The sequence below is a fragment of the Verrucomicrobiia bacterium genome (genome assembly GCA_035629175.1).
In the GTDB taxonomy this organism is placed as follows: Bacteria; Verrucomicrobiota; Verrucomicrobiia; order Limisphaerales; family DASXHY01; genus DASXHY01.
The window spans coordinates 50,270-66,260 of record DASPIL010000058.1 but is presented as its reverse complement, the minus strand read 5'-3'; the positions used below and the strand labels follow the sequence as shown (position 1 = coordinate 66,260).

Genomic DNA, 15,991 nt, shown 5'->3' with positions numbered 1-15,991 from the left:
GGTCGAGTATATGGAAGGTAATGAAAGCGCTTCGCAAGAGCGTTCAGCAGGATGTGAAATTCTCCCGCCCCCTCGTTCTTCCCATTCGCGTTCGATGTGGTTCGCAGCAATGCCTGGCGTACCGCGATAAAACCGGGATGTGGATTGATTACGAGAACGGTGAGCCCATCTTCGAACGCGTTGAAGTCATCCGAAATTCGCCACATCGCGCGAGCGGCGACGCTAGTCCAATGTGAGCGAAACACGTTCGCCGCGGAATTCAACCGGCAGCGACCGGGCGTGGCCTGCGATTTCAACCGTGAACCGGCGTGCGGCGGGCGGCCTTCGTTTCATTCTTTGATCCGACTCGAGCGTGAGCCGGCGCTCCGCATCGTTCCATCGCATGGAAATCCATACAGCGCGCGGATCTGAATCATCACGGTATCCGAGACTCTCGCCGTCATCATCGTAGAGCACGAAACTGCCGTCCGCGCCGGGGTGCACGCGCAGCGTGGTGGGATCGGTGGCATGCTGGCCCGTGTGCTGGCGCACGGGATCCAGCGGAATGATTGCGCCTGCCCGGGCGTAGAGCGGCAGCGTGGCCAGGTCGACTGGCCGATCGATCCAACGTTTGCCTTCGACCTTCTCGCCAGTCCACCAATCGACCCACGCGCCCGCGGGGAGGTATATACGCCGCGATTGTGCGCCTGGTTCTGTCACGGGTGCCACGAGAAGGTCGCGTCCCCAGAGATACTCATTGCCGATCTTCACCGCTTCGGGATCTTCAGGATAATGCAACCACAACGCCCGCATCATGGGCATCCCGTGGTCGACCGCCTGGCGCGCGACGCTGTAATTGTACGGGAGGAGCCGATAGCGCAATTCCAGGAACTTGCGCGCGATCGGCTCGATGGATTCGTTGCGCAGTTCGCCGGGCGGGGGGTGCTGCGGAGGACGTGTGATGTTGCCCGTGAAGTCGGTTCGTTCGGCCGGGCCATGCTCAATCGGCCCGAAGCTTCCGGTGTTCCAGCCCCACGGCAGGCGCAGAAGCCACGTGCGGCCATGCGAACGGAATGACGGGCAGAACGCGGAGAACTGGAACCAGCGAATGTACAATTCACCTGTCAGTTCGCGCGAAGGATAGAAGCCGCCCGTGTCCGTGCCCCAGAAAGGTGTCAGGCTCAGTCCGTGGTTCAATCCGACAGACACTTGCGCGGCGAGCGTTTCCCATTTGGAATCAATGTCGCCCGACCAGATCCATCCCCCGTAGCGCTGCGCGCCGGCGTAACCCGTCCGGTGGAGGCTCCAGGGACGCACGTTTGGCTCGTCTGACAGCGAACCTTCGTAATAGCAGCGATGCCGCGTAAGCCTGGCTTCGAGCGGAAGTTCGTCGCCATCGTCCGGCCACCAGCCATCCACGCCCAAGCTTGCGAGAGCGCTGTGCCGCCGCCAGTAATTCCGGATATGCAGCGGGGAATCCGAAGCTTCATTGATGGAATTGCCGAACAGGTTGCGCGGCGCGCGGTTCACGTGCAACACCACCTTGAAATTCAAGTCGTGCAGGGCGCGGACGTGGTCCGCAGCAAAGGCGTTGCTGTTGAACGTCAGGGATCCGTGTCCGGTGTTCCAGCCGTTCGTGCAATAGCCGGTGCCAAGATAAATTAGCGCATCGCACGGCAGGTTCTTTTCGCGGAACGTGCGCGCGATTTGGAGCGGTTCGTCGGGACCCGGGAGGGTTCGATGCGATTGAAAGTATCCAAGCGCCCATTTGGGAGGCATCACGGGGCGCCCGGTCAGACGGATGTATTCGGCAAGTGCTGCCGCGGGCTCTTCGACGCTGACGACAAAGATGTCGAGGGCCGCGCCGCCGTCGGAATCCTGGCGGGGCACGAATTTTCCAACGTCGCCACGCAGGTCAAACTGGCCTTCAGGACGATGCGCGAAGAGCGCCCAGCCTTCAGTGCCAATCAGGAAAGGCGAGGGAACCACCGACCCCAATACGGAGCGATTCCATCCGCCCCAGCTCGGCTCCATTGGATAAAGCGCGCCACGGCGATCAAACTGTTGCGCACCTTCACCAAGGCCAAGCACCGGCGCGGCGGTTTGAAAGTGAACCGCTGCATTGGTGGCGGACGCGGCATCCAACACGATTCGCTGCACCTGTTTTCCATTGCGTTGAAACGCGATCGTCAAGGGATCTGCTGTCACGTTGACGCGCACTGTTCCCACATTGACAGTCTTCGTTCCGTCGAGCGCTTTCAGCCGCAGTTTCTCCGTCGCGTCGAATGGGACTAACACAGTGGACTTCGCGGGTTGCCGCGGCCTTCCATTGAGGTCGAACGGGAAGAACTGAATTCGCGCCGTTCGTTCGCTGACTTCGCTGATCACCAGTTCGCCAGGGTGCCCGGCGAAGCGGATTTCTGTCGCCGCATTGCCTGGCGCGATCGCGGGCACGGAGGAAAGGAGGCTCAAGCAGATCCAGCGACGGCAGAGGTGAGTTCTCATGTGTGCACGCTTGACGAGAATGCTGACACAGTAGTTGAAGCCGCTCCGCGGGCAATCATCATTCCCCACACGGTCATATCGAAACGACCCCTGTCATTTGTCACAGGGAGACGCATGGCGCGCCGATGAACTTCATCAATTTTAACGACTGGCATTGGCGTGAGCTTCTGCTCTGCTGTGCGTGTAATTCAACTTGTATGAAATCGTCCAGCCAGATGACCCGCCGAAGCTTCCTTTCAACCTCAGCGAAAACCGCGGCCGCCGCGGGGCTTCCACTCTGGTTTCTCGACGCTGAACGCGCATTTGCCCAGGTCACGTCGGCGGAGTCTTCTCCGAATGAACGTCCCCGCATTGCCCTGGTGGGTTGTGGAGGGATGGGAATGGCAGACGGGCGGAACGCTGCCCGGCACGGAACGATCGTCGCCGTTTGTGATGTGGATCGATCGAGGGCAGACTCAGCTGCACGCGAACTTGCCAGGGATGGAAAGACCCCCGCCGCGTTCGCAGATTTCCGAAAATTATTCGAGAAGGATATCGTCGATGTCGTGGTGCAGGCGGCGCCGGATCACTGGCACACGCTCATCAACATCGCCGCTGCCCAGGCGGGCAAGGATGTCTATGCGGAGAAGCCGCTGACACTGACGATCGATGAAGGCAAGCGGACAATCGCCGCCGTGCGAAAGCATAAGGTGGTGTTGCAAACGGGCACGCAGCAACGGAGCAGCGCGCGTTTTCGGCTGGCATGTGAATTGATTCGGAACGGGCGCATTGGGAAGCTCCAGCAGGTCCGTGTGTTTGTTCCCTCCGGATTGCGTGGCGGCCCATTCCAAAAACGGCCGGTGCCCGAAAGCCTCAATTGGGATCTCTGGCAGGGGCAGGCTCCTGCCGCGGAATATGTCGCGGAACGTTGTCATGGAAACTTCCGCTGGTGGTTTGAATATTCGGGCGGACCCGTCACGGATTGGGGCGCGCATCACAACGATATTGTCCGCTGGGCACTCGGCTCGCCAGGGCCGGCATCGGTGGAAGCGCGCGCGCTGGCGGAAATCGTTCCCGGCGGCTACACCGCGCCCAGCGATTTCGAAGCCACCCTGCTATGGCCAAATGAAGTGAAGCAAATCGTGCGCACCACGCCCGATGACAGTCCGTACGGCGCTGTGATCAAGGCCGATGGCCAACGCAACGGGATCAAGTTTGAAGGCAGCGACGGCTGGCTTTGGGTCAATCGCGATGAAATCACCGCAAACGATCCGGAACGAATCCGCACGCCTTTGCCTGAGGACTCCATCCAACTGGAACGCAGCCGCGATCACATGTCGAACTTCTTCGAATGCGTCCGGTCGCGAAAGGATCCCATTGCGAGCGTCGAGGAAGGGCATCGTTCCGCCGTGATTGGACATTTGATCGTGATCGGGCTGGCAGAAAAGAAGGTGCTGCAGTGGGATGCTGAGAAGGAAGTGTTCGTGGGCCAACACGCGGAGGATGCGAACCGCCGGCTCGCCCGGTCGATGCGAAAACCGTACGACTACGAGTTCATTTGAAGCGACGCGGGTTCGTAGCCGGGCAAAATTCTTGACGCCCAAAATCGGGCTTCATAGGGTGCGTTCGCAATGAGGATTATCACTTCGATTGGATGCTTGAACGCGAAGGCATTCCACCATTTCAGGAATGCGCCTATCACACCTGGCATGCCGCGCGTTTGCATCAACGGTGGTTTGCTTTTCGCCTTTCTGGCATGTGCCACACTGTTTGCAACGGGATGTTGTGCGCGAAAAAACGTTGAACCGGCGGCAGGTGCTGAATGGATGCGACAGAACGCCGCGGGGGCCGGCTCCATTCGGTTGGCTGTTGCAAGCCGGGAAAGAATAGAGTCCGCAATCAACACCTGGAGTATCCGTCAAATTCAGGCAGATATTCGCAGCGAGGTCTTGGAGCCTGAGGTCGCCCAGCATTTGGAACGTTATGAGGCGATCAATCGCGAATTGTCGCGAGTGCGCCGTCCCTATCCACCACACTTCGATCCGGCCACGGGGATGCCCACTCGTGTCCCCGCTAACACAAACCTGACTGCGAATTACGAAGAGCTGATGGCCCAGCAGGAAAAAGCTCGGTTGCCGATTGCATCCGTCCTCGAACGCCGCCAGCGCGCGTCCGAAGAAATTCGCACCCGATACACTGTGAACGGACTTGTGGCTGAGTATGCGCGCGACCGCTTCAATGTTGTCGCAGATTCAAGCGACCGCTTTTCGAATCACGCCGGGCTTCTATACCAAAGCAGCGGCGAGGTAATCGATATCACAGAGGGCGTGCTCAAGCTGTTTCAACAGAAAACAAGCCAATGACGCAGGGCAAAAGGTTGGATGGCCGGCCGCCAGGCGTCCGCGGCACGCATTCCGCGGCGGCTGTGTAACCAGAATTTGCTGCGGGGACAGGCATTGCGGGGCTGGGTCTGGCGGCGGCGTGTCGATACAATATCGCTCGCATTTGAACGACCAATCCTGACATACACTGCCAAATGGATCAGCCTTTCCCCATCGCTCGAACTTACCTGCATTTCATCCTGGTTCTCGCGTGTTGCGGCCCGGCGGCCGCACAGCGCCAAATGGAAGCTCTCGATCGCGGACTGATTGCAATCTCCACGGGAGCGAATTCAGTATATGTCGGCTGGAGACTGCTCGGGGACGATCCCGACGCGATCGCATTCAATGTGTATCGGGTCGCGAATGGTCTCACAAACCTGGTGAACACCGGCGGCGCCATTGTGAACTCGTGCAATTTCGTGGATGCATCCGCCAACCTTTCAGTGGCGAACACTTATTTTGTTCGTGCGCTGACCAACGGCGTGATGAGTCCTCCGAGCGCGGGCCATACACTTCCGGCGCAGTCACCGACGCAGCAATACCTGCAGATCCCGCTGTCGATCCCCGCAGGCGGCACTTCACCCGATGGCAGCCAGTACGTTTATCACGCGAACGACGCCAGTGCCGGCGACGTCGATGGGGATGGACAATACGGGATCTTCCTCAAGTGGGATCCGTCGAATTCCAAGGATAACTCGCAAAGCGGGTTCACGGGAAACACGTTGCTTGACTGTTACAGGTTGAACGGGGCGTTGCTCTGGCGGATTGACCTCGGTCCGAACATCCGGGCTGGCGCGCATTACACGCATTTCATGGTCTTTGATTTCGACGGCGACGGCCGCGCGGAACTGATGTGCCGCACAGCGCCGGGAACGCGCGATGGTGCCGGGAACTACGTTGCGGGCGCGGCGAATTGGCAGAATGCGAACGGAGCGCGTCCGCCGTTCAACAACACGGATGATTACCGCTACAGCAATCCGAATGGCTCGGCGAACGGCTATGTTCTTGCAGGGCCGGAATTCCTGACCGTGTTCGAAGGCAGTACGGGGCAGGAGCTGGCGAGCGCCGGCTACTATCCCAAACGCGATCCAGACAACAACAACGACAATCCAACGGCCAGCCGCATCAATGCTGTTTGGGGCGATAGCTATGGCAATCGATTGGACCGATTTCTCGCCGGGGTGGCGTACCTGGATGGCAAGCAGCCGAGCGGGATTTTCTGCCGTGGTTATTACACACGCGCCGTTATTGCCGCGTGGGACTGGCGCGACGGCCGCTTGAGCAGGCGCTGGGTGTTTGACAGCAACACGGGCGGCAGTGGCAATCTCGCGTATCGCGGCCAGGGCGCGCACAGCCTGACCGTGGGCGACGTCGATGGCGACGGGAAGGACGAGATCGTTTATGGCGCGGCGGCAATCGATGACAATGGGCAGGGACTCTATTCGACCGGCCTCGGGCACGGCGATGCATTGCATCTTTCGGATATGAATCCCAATCGTCCAGGACAGGAAATCTGGATGGTCCATGAAGATCCGGGTTCGTATGGACCGTACGGCGGCGACTTCCGCGATGCACGGACGGGAGCCATTTTGTTTGGTGTCAGCGGACAAAACTCGGATGTCGGCCGCGGGATTGCGATGGACATCGATCCGCGACAGCCCGGCTATGAGGCATGGGCATCGCGCGGGGGACTGATGAGTTCGACGGGAGTTCAGATTTCCGGGTCAAGGCCGGGACAGATGAACTTCGCTCTTTGGTGGGATGCCGATCTCACGCGCGAACTGCTGGACGGGACGACAATTTCAAAATGGAACTGGAATTCAAGCTCAACCAGCAGCCAGCTTTCGCCGGGAGGGCTCGCGTCCGTTAACAGCACGAAATCAAATCCGTGCTTGAGCGCCGATCTGTTCGGCGACTGGCGCGAGGAAGTCATCTGGCGCACGGCCGACAATTCCGCGCTGCGCATTTACACCGCAACAACGCTTTCGACGAACCGCTTCTACACGCTGATGCACGACCCGCAATATCGTTGCGCCATTGCGTGGCAGAATACGGGATACAATCAACCGCCGCATCCCGGGTTCTTTCTTGGCGCAGGAATGTCGCCCGCGCCGCGCGCGCCGATTTCGCAGGCGCAGCTCGCATGGCGCGGCAATGCGGCTGGAAACGTGTGGGACGAAATGACGGCGAACTGGCGAACGAACGGGGTTTGGAGCACGAACAATCCGCCGGTTGCATTTGCAGGAGAATCCGTGCTGTTCGATATCGGCGGATCCAATCAAACACCTGTGACGCTGAGCACGGTCGTCGAGCCCGCCCATGTCACTGTGTACTCACCAACCGATTATATCTTCACAGGCGCAGGGTCGATTTCCGGCATGGGAGGACTGCTCAAGGCGGGTCAGGGTCGCCTGACCGTTGCGAATCAAAATTCCTTCACGGGCCCTACAGTTGTCAGCGGAGGCGCCTTGATTGTGAACGGCGCGTTTTCGGGCAGCGCGGTGACCGTTGAACGCAGAGGCACACCCGAAGGATTTGCCACCATCGGCGGCGCGGGCATTTTCGGCAACGGCCTGACCGTCCAGGCGGGTTGCACGTTGATCGTTGGCCCTGGCACCAACGGGGCAGGGGTGCTCACGGTTTCAAATCAACTGACGCTCGCAGGAGCCACCAATCACTTTGAGTTGTCGAGCACGTTGCAGGGTGCCAACGATCGTGTGGACGTCGTGGGAAATCTCACGTTGACGGGCACAAACCTGATTGTGGTGCGATTGCCGGACGGGTTCCTGCAAGGCGGTGTGTATCCTCTGATTTCATATACCGGCGCGATTTCGGGCGGGCTCAACAATCTGGCATTGAGCGGGAATTTCATCCAGGACGTCGTGCTCACCAATCTGCCGGGGCAGATTGCGCTCCTTGCGATCGTCCCCAATGCCCCGCCGCCGGCACCCTTCCAGTTGCAGGCGTTCGCATTGAATGCTTCACAGATTACACTGACCTGGCGTCATACGGGTGACGACATCAACGCGTTCCTGATCGAGCGTTCAACAGGTAATGGCAATGCCTTCGCGCAGGCCGGCACGGTGGGTGGAAGCGTGACCAACTTCACGGATTCCGGGCTGGCTGCGAACGTTGCCTATTTTTACCGGGTGCGTGGGACGAACCTGGCTGGATTCTCCGAATACTCCGCCACTGCCAGCGCAACGACGAGCGCAACGCCGCCCGCGTTGACGTGGCGCGGGGATGGTTTGCAGAACGTTTGGAATGTGATAGGAACGGCGAACTGGTTTGATGGCTCGACCCTCACAGTGTTCACCGATGGCGCGCATGTGCTCTTTGACAACAGCGGCTCGAATACCCCAGCGTTGAACCTGACGCAGATTGTTCAGCCGGCCTCCCTGATGTTCGCCGGCACCCGGAATTACACGATAACGGGCGGTGGGCGAATTGCAGGGCCGGCTGCATTGGTCAAGACGGGCACAAGCACGATTTCCCTGGGCACGACGAATACCTTTTCAGGCGGAACGATCCTGAGCAACGGAACGCTCGCGATCGTCGGAAATCTCGTTGGGGGATACACGGCCAACACCTTCGCGCTCGGATCGGGACCCGTGCTCTTTCGTGGCGGCCGCCTTGCCCTGTACGGTTCAGGGCTGGCGGACAACACGAGCAGCTTCGGATCGATCACCAATCGATTGGTGATTGAATCCGGCCAAACGGGAACGCTCGCTGCCGGTCCGCGGCAGGCCATCGCCAGCACGGTCACAGGCTCAGGAACGCTCAACCTGAATGTGGATTACGTGCGCGGTGACGTCGGCGGCGACTGGACGGGTTTTGCGGGATCGCTCAACGTGTTGCCAACCACTGGCACGCCGCCCAGCGGAACGATGGATGACTTTCGCGTCAGCACGGGCGCTGGTTTTCCCGCCGCGCGTGTGCACATCGCCTCGAACATTTTCATGTATTCACGCGCGAATGCGGGAAGCGTGATTCCGATTGGCGAATTCTCGGGCGCGGTTGGAGCGGTTGTAAATGCCGGTTCGGGCAGCGGAGCCGGTGCGCAAAATTCTGTCACGTGGCGCGTCGGTGGCTTGAACACGGATGCGATCAACAACGCGCGTTTCCAAGGCACAACGGCGCTCATCAAGGAAGGCGCGGGTTCATGGACACTCACCTCCGACAACACCTATTCAGGCGCGACAACGGTCAACGCCGGAAGATTGCTGGTGAATGGCGATCAATCGGCGGCGACGAATGTCGTCACGGTGGGTGTTAATGGCAGCCTCGGGGGGAACGGAATCATTGGCGGCGATGCGGTCATCATTGGCGGATTGCGGCCCGGCGCAGGCATCGGAGCGTTGCGCTTCCATCGCAACGTGACGTTTGCAGCAGGCAGCGACGCGGTGTTTGAAATCAGTGTAAGCCCGATGACGAACGATTCGATCCGGGTCGGCGGAAATCTTGCATTGAACGGAGAATTGACGGTGGTGAATGTGACACCCGAGCTCCTTGCCGCGGGCGACCGGTTTCCCTTGCTGCAGGCTGAATCATTCACGGGTGAATTCGCCAGCTTCAGCCTGCCCGCCCTCGATGACAGCCTGAAATGGAACACATCGCGTCTGAACCTTGATGGGACGCTCTGGGTCTTGCGCACTGCGTCGCCGCACCTTTCGCAGGTTCAAAATGTTGCGGCTGGCCTTGTCATTCGAGGCTCAGGGGGCACACCCGATTGGACGTATCATGTTCTGACCACCACGAACCTTGCGCGGCCCATGACAGAGTGGATCCGCATTTCGACCAACCAATTTGATTCTCTGGGCAGTTTTTCATTCACGAACTCCCTCAGCGGGGAGGAGGCTGGGCGCTACTATCAGATTGAAGTTCCCTGAGCTTTGAGCAACGGCGCCCGCCCGCGGGGTCTGGGAAAGCAAGCAGGACTGCCCCTTTGCGCGATTTTCGCTGAAGGCCATCAATGCCGCGCGTCTCGAACGGGTGATTCTCCTGCTGGCCATCTTCGGGGCACCAAGCTAAGTTGCGTCAGCGCTGCACCCGGCGTTTAACAGCTCGAAAGGAATTGCATGGCTCAGGCGATGATGGATCCGGAAAAGGTCCGGCGGTTTGCCGATGACCTTCAGCGGTTCAACAGCGATTTGGAAGGCCGGCTGACATTGCTGCAGGCGCGTTTCACCGCGCTCGGCGACAGCTGGCAGGACCAGGAACACGAAAAGTTCTCGGAGGAATTTCGGCAGACGATGAAGGCGTTGAAAAAATTCGTGGAACTGTCAAAGGCCCACACCCCCTACCTTCTCCGCAAGGCACAGCGCATTGAGGAGTACTTGAACCAGCGTTAAATGGCCGAACGAGCCCAGGTCACATCGGTTGAAGCGATCGATAAATTTCGCGCGCACCTGATTGTGTATGCCACGAAAACCCGCGCTCTCGTGGAGGAGGTTTCCGGCGAGGTCAGCCGCACCCGCCAATGGATCCAGGGAGATCAGCGCAAGAACTGGAGCGACGAATTGCGTCGTCGCCGAAAAAAACTCGATGCTGCCATGAGCGAGCTTTCGTCGGCGCGCCTTTCATTGATGGATGAAGCCACCGCCGGTCAGCAGATGGCGGTTCGCAGGGCGCGCGACAGTGTCCAGGAAGCGGAGAATAAACTCAGCCTTTTGAAAAAATGGGATCGCGAACTGGAGCATATCGCTGAGCCGCTGGTGCGCCAGACGAACGGGCTGCAGCATGTCCTCAACAATGACCTGCCGCGAGCCGTCGCCCATCTCGAACAGATCAGCCGCGCCCTCGCGGCCTACCGTGATGTCGTTTCCGGAACGAACGCAGTGGCGCCCGCGGCCCAGTCCGAGCCGTCAGACGGGGAGGCGCAGCCATGAGCCTTGCGGGGTCCAAGAGCCGCCTTGCCACGTTGACGAAGGATTTGTGGATGCAATGGCACGAGACGCGCGAAGCGTGGCGGGACGCAAAGGCGCTCGAGTTCGAGAAGGATTACATGCAGGAACTGTTCATCAGCGTTGACCGAACGATTACTGCGATGGAGAAAGTCGATGACCTGCTGGCAAAAGTGAGAAAAGACTGTGAGTAAGCTTCCAGGCACAAATGAAACGCTGGCGCTGATCGACCAGCTGGTGGCTGCGATGCAGGAATTCGCCGCGCGCGAGCAACGCCTCCTCGCAGAGTTCCGCACGCGCACAGCGGCTGACCAGCATGCGTTCACTACCGCGCGCGAGGCCGAATTGGCGCGTCGGAGCCAGATGCTAGCGCAGGCGGAGTTGAACTCGCAGCATGCAATGGAAGGATTGCAGCAGCGCTTTGAACAACGGAAGGCCCGGATCAACCGGGGCCACATGGAAAGCCGTCGCCGGGCTCTGGATGCCATTCATGAAGTGGAAGGGCGCCGGAAATACAAAGTGCAGGAAGGCACCCTGAATGCCGAGAAACGGCGGGATGCTGAACTCGCCGCGCTCGCAGCAGACGACGCGGCATTTAACGGCCGGCTCATCGAAGCCCAGCAATGGCTCGCGCAACTGGCCACGTCGACTCGATTTGCCTTCAGCGGCTACGGGAAGATTACCCGCATGCTGTCGCGCGAACATCCCGTCCCATCTGTCGCCGCCGCCTCGCCCGATGAAATGCTCGAAAAGGCGGCTCAAGCGCACGCGGATGCGTCACGGCGCCTGGAGGATTTGAGCTCGGCCGCTCTGCCGAAATGGTTTCGCTTCTTTCCTGCCGGCGTGTCCGCATTCCTGTTCATCGCAGGTGTTGTGATGCTTTCGCCTGTTGCAGCCCAATTGCCTGCGGGCGGTCCATGGCGGGCAATCGGGATTGGCCTTGTGGCCGCCGGGATTCTGCTGTTGCTCGGGCGCTTGACGGCGACGAGTAAAATCAATCCGACCGCCAAGATGCTGGCGTCCGATCTCGCGACGATCCAGCAATTGCTAAGCGCGGCCGCTGCCCAGGCGCACGCGCGCAGCGCGCAGGAGCAAGCGCGCATACATGCAGAGTTCGAGGCGGCGAAGCAGGCATTGAATCAGGAATGGAAAAAAGCGGTCAAGGAAGGCATCGACCTGCTCGGAGAGCGCCCCCGCCGCATTGATGAACAAGCTCAACGTGTCACGCAAAAGAATGAGGCGGTTTTTCAACGCAGGCTGCAGCGGATTGAATTGGAGCATCCGGCGCACATTGAACGGCTTGAACGTGAGGGCGAGGAAGCCAGGCTAGGGCTCGAGGCGGATCATCAGGCCCGCGAAGCGCAACGCGAAGCGGATCGGCACGCGAAATTCTCGGCGCTGGCTGGCGAATGGAAACAGCATGTCTGGCCCATCTTCGAGACGCTCTCCCGGAATGCCGCGGAGGCGCAGCAACTGTTTCCCAGCTGGCAGGATGATTCCTGGGCTCAGTGGGATCCCCCCAACCATTTTATCAATGCGGCGCGATTCGGTGAGTTGCACCTGGCAATTCCACAGTTGACGGATCGTGTGCCCCAGGATTCGCGGCTTGCACCCCCTGCCGAAAATCTGGCTGTGCCGCTGTTGCTGACTTACCCCGATGCGGGATCGTTGCTGGTCAGGACCACGGGGGATGCCGCGCCGGCGCGCACGCTCATCAACAGCATTATTTTCCGGCTGCTGGCTGCCACTCCTCCCGGCAAATTGAGCTTCACAATTTTCGATCCCGTTGGACTCGGCCAGAGTTTCGCGGGGCTTATGCACCTGGCCGACTACGAGGAAAGCCACATCAACAGCCGCATCTGGACCCAATCCAATCACCTCGAGGAAAAACTGGCTGAATTGAACGAGCACATGGAGAAGGTCATCCAGATGTACCTTCGCAATGAATATCCGACGATCACCGAATACAACGCGCAGGCCGGCAGCATCGCTGAGAAATATCATTTCCTGGTCATCGCGGATTTTCCCGTCAACTTCAGCGACACCGCGCTGCGGCGCCTGATCAACATCGTGAGCAATGGCGCACGGTGCGGGGTTTACACGCTCATCCATTGGGACCAGCGCCAGCCGCTGCCGCAGGGGTTTGTGGCCGATGAGCTGCGGAAGAACAGCGTCGAATTGGTCGCAGCCGATGGGGGATTTGCGATCGCGGGAACCAAACGCCCTGGAACGCGCCTCGTGCTCGATGAACCTCCTCCGGCGGAAGTCGCCACGCGTTTTCTGCATCAGGTGGGAGAAAGCGGGCGTGGATCGAATCGAGTTGAGGTTCCTTTCTCGCACGTTGCCCCGCCGGAACCGGAAATCTGGAGCCGCGAGACCGCGGAGGAATTGCGTGTCGCAATCGGACGTTCAGGCGCGACGAAGCTGCAATGGCTGGAGATCGGCCGCGGCACGCGCCAGCACGCGTTGATCGCGGGCAAGACGGGCTCAGGCAAATCGACGCTGTTTCATATCATCATTACCAACCTGGCGCTGTGGTGCCGGCCGGAAGAGGTCGAGTTTTATCTCGTTGATTTCAAAAAAGGCGTTGAATTCAAGGGATACGCAACGCATCGCCTGCCGCATGCGCGCGTCGTGGCCATCGAGAGTGACCGCCAGTTTGGATTGAGTGTGCTGCAGCGGGTCGACGACGAATTACGGCGGCGGGGTGATCTGTTTCGCACGCTTGGGGTGCAGGATCTGGCGGGTTACAGGCGCAGTGGTGGCAAGGAGCCGATGCCGCGGTCGCTGCTGCTGATCGATGAGTTCCAGGAATTTTTCACGGAGGAGGATCGCGTTTCGCAGGGAGCGGCGGTGTTGCTGGATCGGATCGTGCGCCAGGGCCGTGCCTTTGGCATTCACGTGATTCTCGGTTCGCAAACGCTGGGCGGCGCCTACACGCTTGCGCGCGCAACTCTCGGACAAATGGTGATCCGCATCGCACTCATGTGCAATGAAGCCGACGCTTATTTGATCATGGACCAGGACAATCCTGCGCCCCGGCTGTTGTCGCGTCCCGGCGAAGGAATCTACAACGACGCCGCAGGAGCGATTGATGGCAACAGCCCGTTCCAGGCGGTGTGGCTCTCGGAAGAGGAGCGGGAACGTTACCTGATCATGGTGCGGGAGCGCGCCGCGCGGGACGCCGTCAAGCATCCCGGCCCCTTCGTGTTCGAAGGGAATGCGGCCGCTGACATCCGCGACAACATTCTGCTGCAGCGCGCACTGGAGCTGCCGCCCGCGGCTGCGCCTGCTTCCGCGCGGGTGTGGCTCGGTGCGCCGAATTCCATCAAAGGCCCAACTGAGGCTGTGTTCCAACGACAAAGCGGCAGCCATTTGCTGATTGTGGGACAAAGCGAGGAAAGCACATCAATCATGCTGGGGACCAGTTTGATCGCGCTGGCGGCGCAGTATCCCGCCGGTGACGTTCGGTTTGTGGTCCTCGAAAGTCCGGGGCAAGGCTCAGGTGCAGCAGGCGATTTTCTGGATCGAGCGGCACAGATGCTTTCGGCCGACGTTCAGCGGGTGCGGCCGGGCGAGCTTGCCGGCGCCATGAAGCGCCTCGCCGAAGAATTCAAAGCGCGGGAGGAATCGTCGGCGGGACCTGACACCTACGTGTTGATCCAGGGATTGCAGAATTTCCGCAAACTGCGGCCGGAGGATGAGTTCGGTTTTTCGTCCAGCACCGATGATGCGGTGCAGCCGGCGGCCGTGCTGCAAAGCCTGATTACGGAAGGTTCCGCCCGCGGTATTCATATCATCGCGAGCTGCGACACCTACAACAACGTGAGCCGTTACATTGGGCGGAAAACGCTCAGCGAATTTTCGATGCGTGTATTGTTCCAGATGAGCGCAAGCGATTCGGCGGCGCTGATTGATGAGCCCGACGCGGGAACCCTTGGAATGCATCGCGCGTTGTTTTACAACGATCGCGAGGGATACCTCGAAACATTCCGGCCTTATGCACTGCCCGATCCTGCCTGGCTTGCCGGAGCGCGTGCCTTCAGGCCGCTTCAGCGTTGAAAACTCGGAAAACGTTGGGAATTTCTGGCGGGCTGCCCGATGCAATTGCCAAAGCCGCACGTGCCGCGGACCGCTTGACCTGCGTCAAAGCACGAGATCGTGCAGCTGCTATTCTCGCTCCGTGAAAATGGAAGCCCTGGTTGCACCGCTGCCTCACTTGCAGTTTGGAGAAAGAGCCCTGCGCGTGCTGGAAAACGTTCGAATCGAGCACCTGTTCGTATCTGCCGGTCACAATTTCTTCGGCCACCATGGGCAACCCGCGGCCAATCATCCCATGCTGGCTCTGAACCAGATCGAATGTGTTGCGCATCGTGGAATTCGCGGTGATCGGTTTTTCGACTTCAAGGAAAACTACAAGGGACAGATAACCTTCTTCGAAATGGAAACCTTTGATGCTCTTCAGCGGGAACTCTCTTTGCCTGAGGCTCGACCAGATGCGACCCGGCGGAACGTGTTCGTTCGTGGATTGGATTTGCGCGAATTGATCGGCGTGGAATTTGAGTTGAACGGGATTCGCTTTGCCGGCGTGGAGGAATGCCGTCCGTGTTATTGGATGAACACCGCGATCGCACGGGGAGCTGAGGCGTGGTTGCGCGGACGCGGCGGCCTGCGCTGCCGGATTCTCAGCAGCGGGATGTTGCAAGCCCTATAAGTTCAAAATTCGTGGCGAATGCGCACGATTCGAACCCCTTGCGGCAGCCGCAGCAGGGTGTCCCACCATTCCGCCCCCTCATAACGATATCGAATCTGCAGTCCGTTAATGGCTCCACTCAAAATTTTTTCTTTCGCCTCTTCCAGCGTCAGCGTGCGCTCGGCAACCATCTGATGACGCGAAGCGCGCGGAATCACCTCGATCACTTCCGTGCAAACGCGCAGGTCACGAAATAGATCATTGAGGGTTGCGGAATCGAGAATGGATTCCTGCAGTTCCGCCAGTTTCGGCGCTTCCAGATCGTCTGTTTCAGAGTTCATGAGAATTGAGGGTCCGACGCGCCGGGATCATCAGCACCGCATTGCGTGGCGCGGGGCATACTTCGTGGCAGACGCCGCAGCCCGTGCACGCATTGGGATTCACTCGCGGAACGCCGTGATCGACCGACATCGCGAGCGGTTCCGGGCAGCGTTCCGTGCAGACGGAACAAAACGACGTGAGCGCAATGCAGAAGCGCGCTTGAATGACAG

11 protein-coding genes are annotated in these 15,991 nt (G+C 59.7%); 9 read left to right on the top strand and 2 right to left on the bottom strand.

Annotated elements, in window-relative coordinates; all coding sequences use genetic code 11:
• Nucleotides 1–20 precede the first annotated feature (20 nt).
• Complete coding sequence (locus VEH04_09435) at nt 21–236, top strand: hypothetical protein (GenBank protein HYG22992.1); 216 nt, start codon at nt 21–23, stop codon at nt 234–236.
• On the opposite strand, the gene VEH04_09430 is transcribed toward VEH04_09435, so the two are convergent.
• Nucleotides 223–2,484, bottom strand: coding sequence for a TIM-barrel domain-containing protein (locus VEH04_09430; GenBank protein ID HYG22991.1), 2,262 nt, complete (start codon nt 2,482–2,484; stop codon nt 223–225). The two genes, VEH04_09435 and VEH04_09430, sit on opposite strands and share 14 nt — an antisense overlap.
• 197 nt (nt 2,485–2,681) lie before the next feature.
• Here VEH04_09430 and VEH04_09425 point away from each other — a divergent pair, with 197 nt between their 5' ends.
• From VEH04_09425 to VEH04_09390, 8 genes are all read left to right on the top strand, one after another.
• A complete protein-coding gene (locus VEH04_09425; GenBank protein HYG22990.1) occupies nt 2,682–4,025 on the top strand; it encodes a Gfo/Idh/MocA family oxidoreductase in 1,344 nt (447 codons plus the stop codon).
• A 264-nt stretch (nt 4,026–4,289) separates the two neighbouring features.
• Nucleotides 4,290–4,826, top strand: coding sequence for a hypothetical protein (locus tag VEH04_09420; protein HYG22989.1), 537 nt, complete (start codon nt 4,290–4,292; stop codon nt 4,824–4,826).
• Between the two features lie 173 nt (nt 4,827–4,999).
• Entirely contained in the window at nt 5,000–9,733 is a 4,734-nt protein-coding gene (locus VEH04_09415) for an autotransporter-associated beta strand repeat-containing protein (GenBank protein HYG22988.1), read from the top strand.
• 189 nt (nt 9,734–9,922) lie between these two features.
• Nucleotides 9,923–10,195, top strand: a complete 273-nt coding sequence (locus VEH04_09410) for a WXG100 family type VII secretion target (protein HYG22987.1) — start codon at nt 9,923–9,925, stop codon at nt 10,193–10,195.
• Nucleotides 10,196–10,732, top strand: a complete 537-nt coding sequence (locus VEH04_09405) for a hypothetical protein (GenBank protein ID HYG22986.1) — start codon at nt 10,196–10,198, stop codon at nt 10,730–10,732.
• The gene (locus VEH04_09400; protein ID HYG22985.1) at nt 10,729–10,941 is read left to right on the top strand and encodes a hypothetical protein; all 213 of its coding nucleotides are present in this window, start codon (nt 10,729–10,731) and stop codon (nt 10,939–10,941) included. Before VEH04_09405 ends, VEH04_09400 begins: the two co-directional genes overlap by 4 nt.
• The gene (locus VEH04_09395) at nt 10,934–14,809 is read left to right on the top strand and encodes an FtsK/SpoIIIE domain-containing protein (GenBank protein ID HYG22984.1); all 3,876 of its coding nucleotides are present in this window, start codon (nt 10,934–10,936) and stop codon (nt 14,807–14,809) included. The genes VEH04_09400 and VEH04_09395 overlap by 8 nt, the downstream gene beginning before the upstream one ends.
• Nucleotides 14,810–14,936: 127 nt before the next feature.
• On the top strand, nt 14,937–15,461 hold the full coding sequence (locus tag VEH04_09390) for an MOSC domain-containing protein (GenBank protein HYG22983.1): 525 nt from the start codon (nt 14,937–14,939) through the stop codon (nt 15,459–15,461).
• Between the two features lie 2 nt (nt 15,462–15,463).
• Here VEH04_09390 and VEH04_09385 read toward each other — a convergent pair whose 3' ends face one another.
• Complete coding sequence (locus VEH04_09385; GenBank protein HYG22982.1) at nt 15,464–15,781, bottom strand: hypothetical protein; 318 nt, start codon at nt 15,779–15,781, stop codon at nt 15,464–15,466.
• Between the last annotated feature and the right edge of the window lie 210 nt (nt 15,782–15,991).

What these genes read in the sequence shown, in the direction of transcription:
- VEH04_09435 (HYG22992.1), top strand. Translation starts at nt 21, where the DNA reads ATGAAAGCGCTTCGCAAGAGCGTTCAGCAGGATGTGAAATTCTCCCGC.
- VEH04_09425 (HYG22990.1), top strand. Translation starts at nt 2,682, where the DNA reads ATGAAATCGTCCAGCCAGATGACCCGCCGAAGCTTCCTTTCAACCTCA.
- VEH04_09430 (HYG22991.1), bottom strand. Translation starts at nt 2,484, where the DNA reads ATGAGAACTCACCTCTGCCGTCGCTGGATCTGCTTGAGCCTCCTTTCC.
- VEH04_09400 (HYG22985.1), top strand. Translation starts at nt 10,729, where the DNA reads ATGAGCCTTGCGGGGTCCAAGAGCCGCCTTGCCACGTTGACGAAGGAT.
- VEH04_09415 (HYG22988.1), top strand. Translation starts at nt 5,000, where the DNA reads ATGGATCAGCCTTTCCCCATCGCTCGAACTTACCTGCATTTCATCCTG.
- VEH04_09390 (HYG22983.1), top strand. Translation starts at nt 14,937, where the DNA reads ATGGAAGCCCTGGTTGCACCGCTGCCTCACTTGCAGTTTGGAGAAAGA.
- VEH04_09385 (HYG22982.1), bottom strand. Translation starts at nt 15,781, where the DNA reads ATGAACTCTGAAACAGACGATCTGGAAGCGCCGAAACTGGCGGAACTG.
- VEH04_09420 (HYG22989.1), top strand. Translation starts at nt 4,290, where the DNA reads ATGCGACAGAACGCCGCGGGGGCCGGCTCCATTCGGTTGGCTGTTGCA.
- VEH04_09410 (HYG22987.1), top strand. Translation starts at nt 9,923, where the DNA reads ATGGCTCAGGCGATGATGGATCCGGAAAAGGTCCGGCGGTTTGCCGAT.
- VEH04_09405 (HYG22986.1), top strand. Translation starts at nt 10,196, where the DNA reads ATGGCCGAACGAGCCCAGGTCACATCGGTTGAAGCGATCGATAAATTT.